Source organism: Nocardia sp. NPDC057227, from assembly GCF_042669725.1.
Lineage (GTDB): Bacteria > Actinomycetota > Actinomycetes > Mycobacteriales > Mycobacteriaceae > Nocardia > Nocardia asteroides_A.
On the sequence record NZ_JBHUXA010000001.1, the window covers coordinates 533478 to 548226 of the forward strand.

A 14749-nucleotide genomic window follows, 5' to 3' on the forward strand; every position below is an offset into this window, starting at 1 on the left:
GGTTCGGTGTCCGATGTGCGACCGCGGGCCACGCGGCTGATCCGGCAGCACCGGGGTGTGCCGGTGTACGGGTATCGCTCCGATCCGGGCACTCCCCCGGTCTCGCTGCTGCGGTTGCACGGGTCGGACGGGCTCGAGCAGGCGCCGCACATCCACGACTTCCCCGTCCTGGTGCATCTGCCCGCGGAGCACGCGGTCTACGTGGTCTCGCCGGGTCGGGTGGTCGATGTCGGGCATGTGCCGCTGCCGGACCCGAGCGTCACGGTGTTCTTCGACCCCGGCGCGCTCGGCATCGACAGCCGCTCGCCGTGGCCGACCTGGAATCGGCACCCGCTGCTCTCCGCCTTCCTGCACGGGCAGGCGAGCGGGCTGCTGCGGGTGCCGCTCCCGCCGGGCCACACGCTGTGGACGGACACCATGGCCGCGATCGAGACCGAGCTCGAGCACCGCCGCGAAGGTTTCCAGCAGGCCGCGCTGGCGCACCTGACGCTGCTGCTGATCGATCTCGCCAGGCTCACCACCGACATCCCCGGCGAGTTCCGGCTGCTGGGTGAACCGCTGCTCGCCGATGTTTTCGAGGTGATCGACCGCCGCTTCGGCGAGCCGCTCTCGCTGCGCGACGTGGCCGCCGCGGTCGGCGTCACCCCCGGCCATCTGACCACGCTCGTGCGCCGCCGCACCGGGCGCACGGTGCAGGACTGGATCACCGAGCGGCGGATGGCGCATGCGCGGGAACTGCTGGGCGGCAGCGACTTACCGATCGCGGTGATAGCGAGACGGGTCGGGCTGCCCGACCCCTCGTACTTCGGCCGGGTGTTCCGGCGGGCGCACGAGCTGTCGCCGCGCGCGTGGCGCAATCAGTTGCACGGCAATAGCCACGGCTGAGCCGCGCACGTAACCTCGATACCGGTGCACCGCCCGCACCCCCGACCGGGCGGTGCACCACCTACCGGTGCAGCGGGGAGAGCCTGCGCCACCAGCCGCGCACCCGGCCGCGGGCGCTGACCAGTTCGACGGCGGCGCGCGGCGCCAGGTAGTAGCGGGTGCTGCGCTCGTGGGCGGTGTAGACGCGGCCGACCACGTTCTCCGCGTCCGGGCCGAGCGCGGTGACCAGCGGTTCGGTGAGTTCGCGGTACGGGTCGTCCAGCAGCGCCGATTGCGCGTCGGGGCCGAGGCGGGTGAACCATTCGGGAGCCCTGCCGCGCCGAGCCGGTCGCTTTCTGGAACCCATCACACCTCACCCTGTCGCTGTCGTGCACTCCGCCTACCCCGGCCGGGGCGATCCAACACGGCTCGGTCAGGGAACGCGGAATCCGCGGAAGGTGACCGGGGTGCGGGTGCGGAAGCCGAGGCGTTCGTAGAGCGCGATGGCTCCGGTGTTGGTCTCGGCGACGTGCAGGAAGGGGCGGTCGCCGAGGGCGGTGATCCGGGCGACCAGCTCGCCGATCAGTTGGGCGGCGTAGCCGCGGCCGCGGGCCTCGGGGACGGTGCAGACGGCGCTGATCTCCGACCAGCCGGGCGGGCGCAGCCGCACGCCCGCCATGGCGAGCAGCAGGCCGTCGGCGCCGCGAATGCCGAGGTAGGGGCCGAGTTCGTGGGTGCGCGGCCAGAACGGGCCGGGGCGGGTGGTTTCGACGAGGTCGAGCATCTCGGCGGCGTCGGGGGCGCCGAGCTCGATCACGTCGGCGACCCTCGGCGTGTCGGCGAGGGCGCCGGGCAGGATCAGCTGCCTGCCCGCGAGGTGGAAGAACTCGGTCCAGTGCGCGGGCGGCAGGACCGGGCAGCTGAACAGGTCGGCGTCGGCGCCGGGGCCGAGCAGCCGGGTCAGGTCGTCCCATTCGCCGCCGTCGCCGGGGTCGACCGCGGCGAAGGTGGTGACGTCGGGGAGGTAGGTGGCTGCCCGGCCGACGCGGCGGGCCAGGTGGGCGTGGTTGCCGTGCAGCGACCCGCCCACCGGGTCGTCCAATGGGGTGGTGTCCACGGGTGTCGTGCCTTCCGGTCGGGCGAGTGCGACCGTCAGTTCAGCACGCGGGGACCCGAGCCACCGCCCCCGGCCTCAGTTGTCGACGACCTGCGTGCCGCCGGCGAACTTGTCGTGCCAGCCCTGCTTGGTGGGGCTGGAGCTGATGGTGACCGCGATGTAGATCGCCGCGACGAACCAGAGCAGCCCGCCGACGCAGGGGATCAGGTTGAGCAGCATGTAGGCATTGCGCTTGGCCGAGTCCAGGACGCTGGGCTTGGCGGCGCCGTCGGCGCCGCGGACCTGCAGGCCGAGGATCTTCTTGCCCGGCGTCTCGCCGGTGAGCACCTCGAAGAAGAGGAAGTAGAGGAAGCCGAAGCCCGCGCCGGGCAGCACCGAGACCCAGTCGGGGGCGTCGACCGACCTGTTCAGCAGCCAGAAGATGACGGCGCCGACGAGGCCGGCGATGACCCAGTCGATGAACCGGGCGCCCGCGCGTTTGCCGAGGCCGCCGGGTGAACCGGTGACGGGGGTGATCTGGGGGTCGAAACCGCTCGTGCTCACGTGGTCCTCCTCGGGATCAGCAACCTCACCGGCTGGCCCCCGAATCGTAGAAGATCATCGGGGTTGCCGCGAGGGCTGGCAACCCTGATTCCGACCCTGAATTCTCCGAGGCCGCAACAGCTGCGCTCAGCCCGCGTCGCTGTCGCGGAGCCGGTCCGGCTGGCCGAGCCGGAGGTGCTCACTGTGGTAGACGGCCTCGTCCAGCAACTGCGCCACGTGCGCGTCGTAGAGGCTGTAGACGATCGAGCGGCCGCTGCGGTTGCCGACCACCAGGCCCAGGTTGCGCAGCAGCCGCAGCTGGTGCGAGACCGCGGACTGCTCCATGCCGACGGCCTCGGCCAGTTCGGAGACCGGGCGGGGGCCGTGCCGCAGTTCGGTGAGGATGAGCAGGCGGCTCGGGGTGGCGAGGGCCTGCAGGGTGGTGGCGACGTGGGCGGCCGCGGTGGCGTCGAGGCGTGCGGCCGGTCGGCTGCGGCCCTCGACTCCGTGTCCCATGAGGGGGCATCCTACTCCGAGCTCCATGTATGAATACATGTTCATCTCTTCTGTTAGTCTCGGGTCGGTCCGCTTCGCCCGTCGCTTTCGGAGGTTCGCCCGTGGTCGTGCTGACCCGCCCATCCCCTGCTCCCGCCGTGCCCGTGCGGCGCACGGGGTTGCTCGCACTGGCCGAGGTGCGCTGGGCCGCAATGGCTCTGGTGCTGTTCCTGGCCGGGCTGGCGGCGCAGCTCGGTGGCGCGCCGGAGTGGCTGTGGTGGGGCTGCTACCTCACCTGTTACGCCGCCGGGGGCTGGGAGCCGGGGCTCGCGGGGCTGCGGGCACTGCGGGAGCGGACGCTGGACGTGGATCTGCTGATGGTGGTGGCGGCGATCGGGGCGGCGGCGATCGGGCAGATCACCGAGGGGGCGCTGCTCATCGTCATCTTCGCCACCTCGGGGGCGATGGAGGCGCTGGCTACCGCGCGGACCGAGGATTCGGTGCGCGGGCTGGTCGATCTGGCGCCGGACACCGCCACCCGGCTCGGCGCCGGGGGCGAGGAGACGGTCCGGGCGGCCGAACTCGCCGTCGGGGACGTGCTGCTGGTACGGCCGGGGGAGCGGATCGCCGCCGATGCGACGGTGCTCTCCGGCGGGAGCGAGGTCGATCAGGCGACGATCACCGGTGAGCCGCTTCCGGTGGACAAGACCGCTGGTGACGAGGTGTTCGCGGGGACGGTCAACGGCACGGGTGCGCTGCGGATCCGGGTGGATCGGCGGGCCGCGGATTCGGTGGTGGCGCGGATCGCGGTGCTGGTCGAGGAGGCGAGCCGGACCAAGGCGCGGACGCAGCTGTTGATCGAGAAGGTGGAGCAGCGGTATTCGATCGGGATGGTGGCGGTGGCGGTGGCGGTGTTCGTGCTTCCGCTGCTGCTCGGGGACACGGTGCGGCGGGCACTGCTGCGGGCCATGACGTTCATGATCGTGGCCTCGCCGTGTGCGGTGGTGCTGGCGACCATGCCGCCGTTGCTGGCCGCCATCGCGACCGCAGGGCGGCACGGGGTGCTGGTGAAGTCGGCGGTGGTGATGGAGCGGCTCGGGGGGACCACGCTCGTGGCGTTCGACAAAACCGGGACGTTGACCCGGGGGGCTCCGGAGTTGGTCGAGGTTCGCTGTCTCTCCGACCTCTGCTCCGACGAGGTACTACGGGTTGCGGCCTCGGTGGAGGTGCCGAGTGAGCATCCGCTGGGCGCGGCGGTGGTGCGGGCGGCACGGGCGCGGGGGTTGGCGCTGGGCGAGGTGCGGGGGTTCGCCGCGCAGCCGGGGCGTGGAGTCGAGGGGGTGGTCGGGGCGCGGGAGTTCGGGGCGCGGCCGGGGCGTGGGGTTGTCGAGGGTCGGCGGGTCACCGTGGTCTCCCCCGCCGCGTTTCCCGGTCTCGCCGAGGTGACCGCGGTGCAGGAGCGGGGGCACACCGCGGTCGTGGTGACGGTGGACGCGCAGCCGGTCGGGGTGCTCGGGATCGCCGACCGGACCCGGCCCGAGGCGGCTGCCGCCGTGGCCGCGGTGACCGCGCTGACCGGTAGTGCGCCGGTGCTGCTGACCGGGGACAACCGTATGACGGCGGAGCGGCTCGCCGCCGAGGTCGGGATCAGCGATGTCCGGGCCGAACTGCTGCCGGACGACAAGGTCGCCGCGGTGCGCGAACTGGAGGCGGCCGGGGCGCGGGTCACGGTGGTCGGGGACGGTATCAACGACGCGCCCGCGCTCGCCGCCGCGCATGCCGGGATCGCGCTGGGCGGGGCGGGGTCGGATCTCACGCTGCGGACCGCGGACGCGATCGTCGTGCGCGACGATCTCGGCACGGTCGCCGCCGTCATCGCGCTGTCGCGCCGGGCGCGGCGGGTGGTCATCGCCAACCTGGCCATCGCCGCGACCTTCATCGTCGTGCTGGTGACCTGGGATCTGGCGGGCACGCTGCCGTTGCCGCTCGGCGTGGCCGGGCACGAGGGGTCGACGATCCTGGTCGGGTTGAACGGGCTGCGGCTCTTGCGCTCGTCCGCGTTCCCGTCGGAACCCCGTGCGAGAGTGCGGGGATGACCGAAGCCTCGCTGATTTCTGGAAGGCCCTCCAGAATTGGAATGGGTTATAGTCACCAGGTGACCGCCACCCCTTCGCGGATGACCCGCAAGACCGCGGCGACGCGGGAGGCGATCATCGGCGCGGCGCGGGAACTGCTGGACGAGGGCGGCCCGGAGGCCCTCACCCTCCCCGCGGTCTCGGAGCGGGCCGATGTGGCCGTGCAGACCATCTACAACCGGGTCGGCGGGCGCGACGCCCTGCTCATGACGGTCGCGGAACGGGCGATGGAGGCGAACCGCGTCTACATGGACGCGGCCTACGCACAGCCGGGGAGCGCGGTGCAGCGGGTGCTCGGCGCGGCCGAGGCGTACGTGCGGTTCGCGAAGGAACGCCCGCACGAATTCCGGCTGCTCACGCAGACCTCCTCCGGCAGCCCGGCGTTCGAGCGCATCGCCGACCTGCTGGACGAGCAGACCGGCAGGCTCGCCGACGCCATCGCCGACGGCATCGCGGAGGGCGACGTCCGCCCCGATATCGACCCACGCACCACCGCGACCGTCCTCTGGGCCGCCATGAGCGGCGTCATCGCCCTCTCCTGGCGCGCCGACCGGCACCGCGCCGACCCGGACGCCCTGCTCCCGCTGCTCGCCACCGCGGTCGGCGAAGGGCTGCTCATCCCGAACTCCGACGAACAGAAATGCAGGTGACGGCAGATGCCGAAGATCGTGTTGTTCGGCGCCACCGGTTACACCGGTCGGCTGACCGCGGAAGCGCTGGTCGCGCAGGGCGCGAGCCCGGTGCTGGCCGCGCGCAACCCGGACGCGCTGGCGAAACTCGCGGCCGATATCGGCGGCACGGAGACCGCGGTGGCCGACGTGACGAACCCGGATTCGGTGCGGGCACTGCTCGCCGAGGGCGATGTGCTGATCACGACCGTCGGCCCGTTCCTGCGGTTCGGCGAGCCCGCGCTGGCTGCGGCGCTGGCGGCGGGAGCGCACTACTTCGACTCGACCGGTGAGGGGCCGTTCATCCGCACCGTCTTCGACCACGACGCGCAGGCCCGCAAGGCGGGGGTCGGGCTGCTGAGCGCGTTCGGATTCGACTACGTGCCCGGCAATCTCGCGGCCGCGCTGGCACTCGAGGAAGCGCCGGAGGCGACGAAGATCGATGTCGGCTACTTCGTGGAGGCGCCGGGGACCAGCGGCGGCACCCGCGCCTCGATCGCGGGGATGCTGTTCGAGCACGGGTTCGCGCTGCGCGGCGGCCGGGTGGTCCCGGAGCGCTCGGGATCGAAGATCCGGAGCTTCGACGTGGTGGGCAAGCAGCGCACCGGCGTCTCCATCCCGGGCTCCGAGCATCTCGCGCTGACCCGGGTGCATCCGGGGCTGCGCGAGGCCGATGTGTTCCTCGGGCTGCCGCCGCTGGCGGCGCGCGGGCTGCAGGGCGGCTCGCTGGTCGCGGGGCTGCTCGGCAAGGTCGCGCCCGCCAGGGCCCTGGCCGAGGGGGCGCTGGCGAAGGTCGTGCAGGGCTCGACCGGCGGGCCCGGCCCGGAGGCGCGGGCGCGCACCCGGTCCTGGGCCGTGGCGGAGGCCGCCGATGCGAACGGGAAGGTGCTGGCCACGGTTACGCTGAACGGCAACGACCCCTACGACTTCACCTCGGCCATCCTGGCCTGGGGCGCCACCACGGCACTGAGCGGCGGGCTGCGCGGCACCGGCGCGCTCGGCCCGGTCGACGCCTTCGGGCTCGAGGCGCTCACCGCGGGCGCGGCGGAGGCGGGCTTCCGGCGCTGACCGGCCGAGCCATTCCATTTGCCACGGGTTTGCCTTCGCCGGTTCCGGTCACTACGTGTCCGCAGGGGTCGGGTGGACGGAGCTGGTGGTGGTGGAGGAGCGGTTGTCGGCGTGGCTGACCGAGCGCGTCGGCTCCCGGGTGCGGGTGGAGCGCGAGCACACCGGCGAGCTGCGGCTCTCCTGGGTGGACGGGCCGACGGTGCCCCGGATGCGGGACATGCTCGGCGATTTCGGCAGGCACGCCGACATCGCGCTGCCGGACACCGCGTGCGCGCGCGACCTCAGCGAGCTGGGCCGGACGGTCGCGGTGCTGCTCTGGCTGGACCGCGACCCGGACCGCACCGAACTGCCCGAACCGGAGCTCGTCGACCGGGCGGGCACCGAGATCGGCTACCCGGAGCGGGCGCATCCGCGCTGGCAGCGCCGGGCGCGGAACCTGCGCTCGGTCATCGAGGCCGAGCGGGACGACCTGGTGGCCTGCGTGCGGCTGCTGCTGCACCGCAGCGCCGCCACCGGGTGGGACGATACCCTCGCGTGGCTGGACGATCTCGAGCATCGCCCGCCCCGGCACCTGCAGTCGGTGCCCTGAGCGTCACCAGCTGTCGACGTGCACGATCCGGTCGAGGTCGGCGCGGGCGGCGGGCTTGAAATCGGTGCCCTTCGTGTACGCGACCGGGAGCAGCGCGCCCTGCGACACCTTCTCGTAGGGGATGCCGAGCACCTCGGCGGCCTCCTTCTCGTAGCCGAGATGCAGGGTGGTCCAGGTGGTTCCGAGCCCGCGCGAGCGCGCCGCGAGGCAGAAGTTCCAGACGGCGGGGAAGAGGGAGCCCCAGTAGGAGGCGCTGGCGGCGCTGGGCGCGTTGTCCACCCGGCCGGAGAGGCACGGCACCAGCAGCACCGGGACCTCGCCCAGCTTCTCGGCCAGGTACTCCGCCGAGCTCGCCACCCGGCGGCGGGAGGCATCGACCTCGGGGTCGCCGCTCACCTTGTTGCCGAGGTAGCCGGGGTCGGCCTGGTACGCCTCGAAGCCGCGCCGGTACAGCTCGCCGAGCGCCTTGCGCTTGGCCGGGTCGGTGACCACGACCCAGTGCCAACCCTGCCGGTTCGACCCGCTCGGCGCCTGCACCGCCAGCTCCAGACACTCGCGCACGACCTCCAGCGGAACCTCGCGGTCCAGGTCGAGCCGCTTGCGCACGGCCCTGGTGGTGGAGAGCAGTTCGTCCGGGGAGAGGTCCAGTTCGATCGGCATGGTGTCGACGGTACCGGTCGGGCTCAGCGGCGGAAGTGGCCCGGCCAGCGGTCGTAGGGGATGCGGCCGATATCGAGCACCTGCCCGATGGTGGACCATTCGTCGCGGCCGAGGCGGGCCAGCGGGCGCAGCCGGTCGATGGCGGGCAGGGCGGTGCCCTGCTCGTCGGTCTCGAAGACATCGGCGTCGATGGCGGCGTGCAGCACGCGGCCGATCACCACGGTCGAATCGCCCAGCCCCACGGTCTGTTCCAGCCTGCACTCCAGCGCGACCGGCGACTCCGCGACGCGCGGCGGGGCCACCGTCCGGCTCGGCTCCGGGGTGAGCCCGACCTCGGTGAACTCCGACAGCTCGGCCGGGAAATCGGTTCCGGTGGCATTGATCCGCTCGAAGGCGGGCTCGGTGGCGAGGCAGACGACGAACTCGCCGGTGTCGAGGACATTGCGCAGCGAATCCTTCACCCCCACCGAGGTGAACTGCACCATCGGCGGGCGCACGCAGGACACGGTGAAGAACGAATGCGGCGCCAGATTGTCGACGCCGTCGGCCGAGCGAGTCGAGACCCAGGCGATCGGCCGGGGCACGACGACGCTGGTCAGGATGCGGTAGAAGCCGCCGAAGCCGAGTTCGCCGGGGTCGATGTCGGTGCGCACGGCTCCACCGTAACCGGCGCGCACGCGCCGATCAGGAGGTCGAGCCGGCGTTCCCGTAGCGCCGGGCGATGAGCGCCGCGACCAGGCGCGGGTGCTGCAGGGTCGGCAGGTGCGCGGCGTCGTCGAGCACGACGAACTCGGCCCCGGCGATCCCGTCCGCCACCTCGGCGACGACCGACGGCGGGGTGCCCGGGTCGTCGGCGCCCGCGACGACCAGGGTGGGCGCGCTGATGCGGGCGAGGTCGGCGCGGCCGTCCCACTCCCCCAGCGCCGCGCAGCATCCGGCGTATGCCTCGTCGTCGGTGTTCGCGATCATGGCGGTGCAAAGGGCGGCGATCTCCGGGTGCGCGGCGCCGAAGCCGGGGGTGAACCAGCGGGTCAGGGCGGATGCGGCCAGGCTGGCGGTGCCGTCGCGGCGGACCACCGCGGCGCGCTCGGCCCACATGGCAGGCGTGCCGAAGCGGGCGGCAGTGCAGAACAGACTCAGCGCGGCGACGCGATCCGGCCGCTCGGCCGCGATCCACTGGGCGACCGCGCCGCCCAGCGAGAGCCCGACCAGGTGGGCGGCGTCGACCCCCCTGCGGTCCAGCAGCTCGACCACGTCCATGGCCAGCTCGGCGACGGTGTACGGCCCGGCGGGAGCGGGTGAGCCGCCGTGCCCGCGCAGGTCCACGGCGAGCGCGGGGCCGCCGAGCTCGTCCAGCTGGGGCTGCCACATGCTGCGGTCCGAGGCGATCGAGCCGAGGAACACCAGCGGGGTGCCTGAGCCGGGAAGCGCGGTGTGCGCGAGCTCGACCATCACGCCTCGATGGCAGGCCGGACGAACACCGGAGCGCGGGACGCGACGACGGGATCCGCCCCGGGAATCGGGAGCACCGCGGCCGCGCCGAAGAACACGAACACGGCGCCATGGTATCGCCGCGGTTCTGGGTATACAGCCCCGGGAAGCGGAGGAGGCGGTCGGTGGACCCTGTGGTGTTGCTGGTGGCGGGCTGGGCGACGGCGGTATTCGGTGCGGTCCGGATGCGCCGGGAACCCCGGCGCCTCTCCACCGGATTCCTGCTGCTGGTCGCGCTCTCGCTGGTCCTCGTCGGCGCGGCGACGGCGGCGGCGCGGGTGGCGGCCCCCGCCGTGCTCGACACCGCCTCCCTGGTGGTGACCGGCCTGTTCCTGCTCGCCGTGCTCGCCACCGGACTCGGACTGCTCGGCAACGGAATCGCGGTCGTGCTGCACGAGGGCGTCCGGCCGATCACCCTGACCCCGGTGCTCGCCGGAATCGGCCTGCTCGTCCTCCCGGTCGCCGCCGCGCTCGCACTGCGCCGCGGGCCGGAGGTGCCGCCGTGGCTGCTGATCGTCGCCACCGCGACCACGCTGGCCGGCGTGTACCTGCTGGCACACCTGCTCGCCTTCGCCGGGCACGCCGTGGTCTACGACCAGCTCCCGGACGACACCGGCCCCGACGCCATCGTGGTGCTCGGCTGCGGACTCAACCGCGACAGGGTCACCCCGCTGCTCGCCTCCCGCTTGCGGCGGGCGCTGCGCGTGTACCGGGCCGAGACGGCGGCAGGCCGCGGCCCGCTCCTCGTCACCTCCGGCGGCAAGGGCGGCGACGAGGCGCTGAGCGAGGCCGACGCCATGGCCACCTACCTGATCCGAGCCGGTGTCTCGGCCGAGTCGATCGTGCGCGAGCGGGAGTCCCGCAACACCGAGGAGAACCTGCGCAACAGCCTCGCCCTGCTCCGCGACCGCGGCGTCGATCCCGATACCGCGCGCATCACCGTCGTCACCAGCAACTTCCACGTCCTGCGGGCAGCCGCACTGACCCGTCGGCTCGGCGTGGAGGCGCATGTGGCGGGGGCCCGCACGGCGCTGTACTTCATCCCGGCGGCGTTCCTGCGCGAGTTCGCGGCGGTCCTCACCACGCACTACCGCCGCGCGCACGTCGCGGTGGCCACGGCCGCCGCGATCGCGATCCCGGCCTCAGCGGCACATGCCTACCTGATCACCTGACGCCGAGGGTTGCGCGCAGACCGCGTCGAACGATTGCCGGTGGTGGGGCCGTGCGGAACAGTTCACCGCGACACAGCGCAGCTCGACCCGAGGACGGTGCCATGGCCCCCACTGACCAGACGCGCACCGGCTCCCAGGCGGTCGAGCGCGCCATCCACCTGCTGAACTGCTTCGAAGGAGACGACCCCGAGCTCTCCGTCAGCGAGCTCGCCAAGCTGGCCGGGGTGCCGGTGAGCACCGCGCACCGGCTGGCCCAGGCGCTGGTGCGCGGGCGGCTGCTGGAGCAGGATCCGCTCACCGACCGCTACCGGGTCGGCCACGGGCTCGCCACGCTCGCCCGGCCCGCGCTGACCAGGCTCGGGCTGGACTCGGCTGCCCCGCACCTCTACGCGCTGGCCGCCGGGATCAAGATCACGACCAGTCTGAGCGTGCTCGACGACGACGCGGCGCTCACCGTCTTCCAGGCCCGCCCGCCGGTGCACTTCTGCGCGCACCAGGTGCCGCGGCAGCGCAGGCACCTGCGGCAGAGCGCGCCGGGGCAGGCGCTGCTCGCTTGGTCCGGCGCGGGCGACGGGCTGCGCACCGACCTGGACGTGGTGCGCAGGAAGGGCTTCGCCTCGGAGGAGTTCGAGTTCGCCGAACTCGAGGACGACGACCCCATCCGCTCGGTCGCCGTCCCGGTCTTCGACCGGGACCGCAAGGTGTGGGGCGCGCTCGGGGTGCAGGCGCGCTGCGCCCGGCTCGACGACGCCCTGGTCCGCGACATTCTCCCGGCCATGCGGCAGGTCGCGACACGCATCGGGACGGTCGTCCGACAGAGCGGCTGTCCCGCAACGTAATTCGGATCACGGTGATTTCCACATTGTGGAAAGACGGTTGTCCGAGCCGCTGCCCGGCACCCACGATGAAGCTCAGACAGCCCCTGTACCTCGAACGAAAGGCGCCGACGTGTCGTCTCGCACCGCACTGATCCGCCGCCGCGCCGTCGACCTGATGCGCACCCCGCACGGGACCTGTCGGCGCTGATTCCAGCGCCCTCCCCTCTCTCTCGCCCCCGGGAATTTCCCCGTTCTCCCGGCGTGCCCGCACGGGCCCGCTCCCAGAAGGAACAGCCATGTTCTCCACCGCAAGACAACGAATCGCGGCCGCCGCGCTCGCCGCCCTGGCCGGGCTCTCGGTGCTGACCGCCTGCGGCGACTCCGGCACCACGACCACCGCCGACGGCAAGACCGTGCTGCGCTACCAGGGCCAGACCGGCCAGGTGACCCCGTTCGAGCTGGCCCAGGAGCTCGGCTACTTCGAGAAGATCTCGCTGCAGTGGGAGGGCGACACCACCAGCGGCCCCGCCAATATCCAGGCGGCGGCGACCAACCAGGTCGAGTTCGGCAGCGCCTTCAACGGCGCGGTGGTGAAGCTGATCTCCGGCGGCGCGAAGGTCACCTCGGTGCTCAGCTCCTACGGCGCGGACGACAAGTCGTTCAGCGGCTACTACGTGCTGGACGGCTCGCCGATCACCGCCGCCCGCGACCTGATCGGCAAGAAGGTCGCGGTGAACACGCTCGGCGCGCACCACGAGTTCATCACCAGGGAGTGGCTGCACCAGCAGGGCCTCTCCGAGGACGAGATCGAGCAGGTGCAGCTCGTCGTCGTGCCGCCGGCCAATACCGAGGACGCGCTGCGCAAGGGCCAGGTCGACGTCGGCACCCTCGGCTCGGTCTTCCGGGACACGGCGCTGGAGCGCGGTGGGCTGCGCCCGCTCTACACCGACAAGGCCATCTTCGGCGAGTTCGACTACGGCACCTATGTGTTCCGCGACGACTTCATCGACAAGAACAAGGACGCCGTCGCCGACTTCGTGCAGGGCACCGCCCGCGCCACCCGCTGGCTGCAGGTGACCCCGCGCGACGAGGTGGTCGCCGAGTTCGCCGCGATCATCGAGAAGCGCGGCCGCCAGGAGAACACCGAGCTGCTGAAGTTCTGGAAGAGCTCCGGCCTCCCGGTGCCCGGTGCGGTGATCGCGGAGAAGGAGCTGCAGATCTGGGTCGACTGGCTGGTCCGCAACGGCGAGCTGAAGGACGGCCAGCTGAAGGCCGCCGACCTGTTCACCAACGAGTTCAACCCCTACGCCAACGGCATCTACCAGCCCGCGAGCGGCCCGGCCGGGGAGGTGCTCGCCAAGTGAGCACCGCGACCAAACTCGCGCTGAGCGGGGTCAGCAGGCAGTTCTCGGTGCGCGGGTCGGCGGAGAAGTTCACCGCGCTCGACGACATCACCCTCGACGTGCGCGCAGGCGAGTTCCTCGTCCTGGTCGGGCCGAGCGGGTCGGGCAAGTCGACGCTGCTCGACCTGCTCGGCGGGCTCAGCAAGCCGACGTCGGGGCAGATCCTGCTGGACGGCGCCCCGGTCACCGGGCCCGGGCTGGACCGCGGGATCGTCTTCCAGCAGTACGCGCTGCTTCCCTGGCGGACCGCACGGGCCAATATCGAGTTCGGGCTGGAGGCCAAGGGGCTTCGCAGGAAAGCGCGGCGCGAGATCGCCGACCGCTACCTGGAGCTGGTCGGGCTCACCGGCTTCGGCGACCGCTACCCGCACGAGCTCTCCGGCGGCATGAAGCAGCGCGTCGCGATCGCCCGCAGCCTGGCCTTCGACCCCGAGGTGCTGCTGATGGACGAGCCCTTCGCCGCGCTCGACGCGCAGACCAGGGAGGCACTGCAGGACGAGCTGCTGCGCATCTGGCGCGCCACCGGCAAGACGATCCTGTTCATCACGCACGGCATCGACGAGGCCGTCTACCTGGGACAGCGGGTCGCGGTGCTCACCTCGCGGCCGGGCCGGATCAAGGCCGTCGTCGAGGTCGAGATCGACCGGGACAGCGGCGAGGACATCCGCTCCACCGAGACCTTCCGCGCCTACCGGCACGAGATCTGGTCGCTGCTGCGCAGCGAGGTCGAGCGTGCCCAGGACCAGGAGCTCCAGCACACCGAGAGGCCGAAGCCATGACCAGCGCAGCCGAACTCGTCCGCGCGGCAGAGTCCGCACCCGACCCGGCACCCGGCACCGCACCCGCGCCCGGCACCGCGGCCGCGCCCGACGCCGCGGCCGCGCCCGACGCCGCGGCCGCGCCGGGCACCACGGCGACCGCCGACACCGCACCGGCGGCCGGGGCGCGCGGTGTCGGCGCCCGGATCGCCGCGCCGGTGCTCCGCACACTGTGGCGGGTGGTGAAGCCGCTCATCGCCATCGTCGCCTTCCTGGCGCTGTGGGAGGTCGCGCCGCGCACCGGGCTGGTGGACGAGGTGTTCCTGCCCCCGTTCAGCACGGTCGCGCAGGCCTTCGCCGAGCTGCTGACCAGCGGTGAGTTGTGGATCCACGTCGAGGCGAGCCTGGGCCGCTCGCTGAGCGGATTCGCGATCGCGCTGGCCATCGCGGTGCCGCTCGGCATCGCCATCGCCTGGTACAAGCCGGTGGCCGAGCTGCTCAACCCGATCCTCGAACTCTTCCGCAACACCGCGGCGCTGGCGCTGCTCCCGGTCTTCGTGCTGATCCTCGGGATCGGCGAGACCTCGAAGGTGGCGCTGGTGGTGTACGCCAGCGTCTTCCCGATCCTGCTGAACACCATCACCGGGGTGCGCACGGTCGATCCGCTGCTGATCAAGTCGGCGGCCTCGCTCGGGCTGAGCCCGCTGCGGCTGTTCCAGAAGGTGATCCTGCCCGCCGCGATCCCCTCCATCTTCACCGGCCTGCGGATGGCCGCGGCCAGCTCGATCTTGGTGCTGCTAGCCGCCGAGATGGTCGGTGCGCGGGCCGGGCTTGGCTACCTGATCACCGCCGCGCAGCAGAACTTCCAGATCCCGAACATGTACGCGGGCATCCTGGCCATCTCGCTGCTCGGCCTGTCCTTCAACGGCCTGCTGGTCACGCTGGAGCGCCGCTTCTCGCGGTGGCGCGTCCAGCACGACCGCTGACCC

At 72.5% G+C, this 14749-nt stretch carries 17 protein-coding genes; 10 read left to right on the forward strand and 7 right to left on the reverse strand.

The window, feature by feature from the left end:
- Positions 1 to 6 precede the first annotated feature (6 nt).
- Complete coding sequence (locus tag ACFUJ1_RS02760; RefSeq protein WP_378641732.1) at positions 7 to 885, forward strand: helix-turn-helix transcriptional regulator; 879 nt, start codon at positions 7 to 9, stop codon at positions 883 to 885.
- Between the two features lie 61 nt (positions 886 to 946).
- On the opposite strand, the gene ACFUJ1_RS02765 is transcribed toward ACFUJ1_RS02760, so the two are convergent.
- From ACFUJ1_RS02765 to ACFUJ1_RS02780, 4 genes are all read right to left on the reverse strand, one after another.
- Positions 947 to 1231 carry a hypothetical protein gene (locus tag ACFUJ1_RS02765; protein ID WP_378641734.1) on the reverse strand — a complete coding sequence of 95 codons (285 nt, stop codon included), beginning with the start codon at positions 1229 to 1231 and terminating at the stop codon, positions 947 to 949.
- Positions 1232 to 1297: 66 nt separating this feature from the next.
- Entirely contained in the window at positions 1298 to 1981 is a 684-nt protein-coding gene (locus tag ACFUJ1_RS02770) for a GNAT family N-acetyltransferase (RefSeq protein ID WP_378641736.1), read from the reverse strand.
- Positions 1982 to 2056: 75 nt separating this feature from the next.
- Complete coding sequence (locus ACFUJ1_RS02775) at positions 2057 to 2524, reverse strand: RDD family protein (protein ID WP_378641738.1); 468 nt, start codon at positions 2522 to 2524, stop codon at positions 2057 to 2059.
- Between the two features lie 126 nt (positions 2525 to 2650).
- The gene (locus tag ACFUJ1_RS02780; RefSeq protein ID WP_378614800.1) at positions 2651 to 3019 is read right to left on the reverse strand and encodes an ArsR/SmtB family transcription factor; all 369 of its coding nucleotides are present in this window, start codon (positions 3017 to 3019) and stop codon (positions 2651 to 2653) included.
- A gap of 101 nt (positions 3020 to 3120) precedes the next feature.
- Between ACFUJ1_RS02780 and ACFUJ1_RS02785 the strand changes: the two genes are divergently transcribed.
- Genes ACFUJ1_RS02785 through ACFUJ1_RS02800 form a run of 4 tightly spaced genes read left to right on the forward strand, consistent with a single transcriptional unit; the run spans position 3121 to position 7458 of the window.
- The gene (locus ACFUJ1_RS02785; protein ID WP_378641740.1) at positions 3121 to 5094 is read left to right on the forward strand and encodes a heavy metal translocating P-type ATPase; all 1974 of its coding nucleotides are present in this window, start codon (positions 3121 to 3123) and stop codon (positions 5092 to 5094) included.
- Between the two features lie 59 nt (positions 5095 to 5153).
- Positions 5154 to 5783 carry a TetR/AcrR family transcriptional regulator gene (locus tag ACFUJ1_RS02790; RefSeq protein WP_378641741.1) on the forward strand — a complete coding sequence of 210 codons (630 nt, stop codon included), beginning with the start codon at positions 5154 to 5156 and terminating at the stop codon, positions 5781 to 5783.
- Between the two features lie 6 nt (positions 5784 to 5789).
- Positions 5790 to 6869: a saccharopine dehydrogenase family protein gene (locus ACFUJ1_RS02795; RefSeq protein WP_378641743.1), complete on the forward strand. Its 1080-nt coding sequence runs from the start codon at positions 5790 to 5792 to the stop codon at positions 6867 to 6869.
- A 55-nt stretch (positions 6870 to 6924) separates the two neighbouring features.
- Positions 6925 to 7458 (forward strand): hypothetical protein, encoded by a 534-nt coding sequence (locus tag ACFUJ1_RS02800; protein WP_378641745.1) that lies wholly within the window; start codon positions 6925 to 6927, stop codon positions 7456 to 7458.
- A 3-nt stretch (positions 7459 to 7461) separates the two neighbouring features.
- Here the strand turns inward: ACFUJ1_RS02800 and ACFUJ1_RS02805 are convergent, their stop codons facing one another.
- From ACFUJ1_RS02805 to pcaD, 3 genes are read right to left on the reverse strand one after another with little or no spacing between them, the layout of a single operon-like run.
- Entirely contained in the window at positions 7462 to 8112 is a 651-nt protein-coding gene (locus tag ACFUJ1_RS02805) for a nitroreductase family protein (protein WP_378641911.1), read from the reverse strand.
- A gap of 29 nt (positions 8113 to 8141) precedes the next feature.
- Positions 8142 to 8771 (reverse strand): flavin reductase family protein, encoded by a 630-nt coding sequence (locus tag ACFUJ1_RS02810; RefSeq protein ID WP_378641747.1) that lies wholly within the window; start codon positions 8769 to 8771, stop codon positions 8142 to 8144.
- Positions 8772 to 8802: 31 nt separating this feature from the next.
- The gene (pcaD, locus tag ACFUJ1_RS02815) at positions 8803 to 9570 is read right to left on the reverse strand and encodes a 3-oxoadipate enol-lactonase (protein WP_378641913.1); all 768 of its coding nucleotides are present in this window, start codon (positions 9568 to 9570) and stop codon (positions 8803 to 8805) included.
- Positions 9571 to 9734: 164 nt separating this feature from the next.
- On the opposite strand from pcaD, the gene ACFUJ1_RS02820 reads away from it, so the two are divergent.
- The 5 genes from ACFUJ1_RS02820 (at position 9735) to ACFUJ1_RS02840 (ending at position 14746) form a co-directional block, all read left to right on the forward strand.
- Positions 9735 to 10781: a YdcF family protein gene (locus ACFUJ1_RS02820; RefSeq protein ID WP_378641749.1), complete on the forward strand. Its 1047-nt coding sequence runs from the start codon at positions 9735 to 9737 to the stop codon at positions 10779 to 10781.
- Positions 10782 to 10882: 101 nt separating this feature from the next.
- A complete protein-coding gene (locus ACFUJ1_RS02825; protein WP_378641751.1) occupies positions 10883 to 11620 on the forward strand; it encodes an IclR family transcriptional regulator in 738 nt (245 codons plus the stop codon).
- A 275-nt stretch (positions 11621 to 11895) separates the two neighbouring features.
- Positions 11896 to 12963 carry an ABC transporter substrate-binding protein gene (locus tag ACFUJ1_RS02830; RefSeq protein WP_378641753.1) on the forward strand — a complete coding sequence of 356 codons (1068 nt, stop codon included), beginning with the start codon at positions 11896 to 11898 and terminating at the stop codon, positions 12961 to 12963.
- Entirely contained in the window at positions 12960 to 13781 is an 822-nt protein-coding gene (locus tag ACFUJ1_RS02835; protein WP_378641754.1) for an ABC transporter ATP-binding protein, read from the forward strand. The genes ACFUJ1_RS02830 and ACFUJ1_RS02835 overlap by 4 nt, the downstream gene beginning before the upstream one ends.
- Positions 13778 to 14746: an ABC transporter permease gene (locus ACFUJ1_RS02840; RefSeq protein ID WP_378641756.1), complete on the forward strand. Its 969-nt coding sequence runs from the start codon at positions 13778 to 13780 to the stop codon at positions 14744 to 14746. Before ACFUJ1_RS02835 ends, ACFUJ1_RS02840 begins: the two co-directional genes overlap by 4 nt.
- Positions 14747 to 14749: the final 3 nt, after the last annotated feature.

Bases quoted from the DNA above. Each gene is read 5' to 3' on its own strand.
- ACFUJ1_RS02765 (WP_378641734.1), bottom strand. From the start codon at position 1,231: ATGGGTTCCAGAAAGCGACCGGCTCGGCGCGGCAGGGCTCCCGAATGG.
- ACFUJ1_RS02780 (WP_378614800.1), bottom strand. From the start codon at position 3,019: ATGGGACACGGAGTCGAGGGCCGCAGCCGACCGGCCGCACGCCTCGAC.
- ACFUJ1_RS02795 (WP_378641743.1), top strand. From the start codon at position 5,790: ATGCCGAAGATCGTGTTGTTCGGCGCCACCGGTTACACCGGTCGGCTG.
- pcaD (WP_378641913.1), bottom strand. From the start codon at position 9,570: ATGGTCGAGCTCGCGCACACCGCGCTTCCCGGCTCAGGCACCCCGCTG.
- ACFUJ1_RS02825 (WP_378641751.1), top strand. From the start codon at position 10,883: ATGGCCCCCACTGACCAGACGCGCACCGGCTCCCAGGCGGTCGAGCGC.
- ACFUJ1_RS02830 (WP_378641753.1), top strand. From the start codon at position 11,896: ATGTTCTCCACCGCAAGACAACGAATCGCGGCCGCCGCGCTCGCCGCC.
- ACFUJ1_RS02840 (WP_378641756.1), top strand. From the start codon at position 13,778: ATGACCAGCGCAGCCGAACTCGTCCGCGCGGCAGAGTCCGCACCCGAC.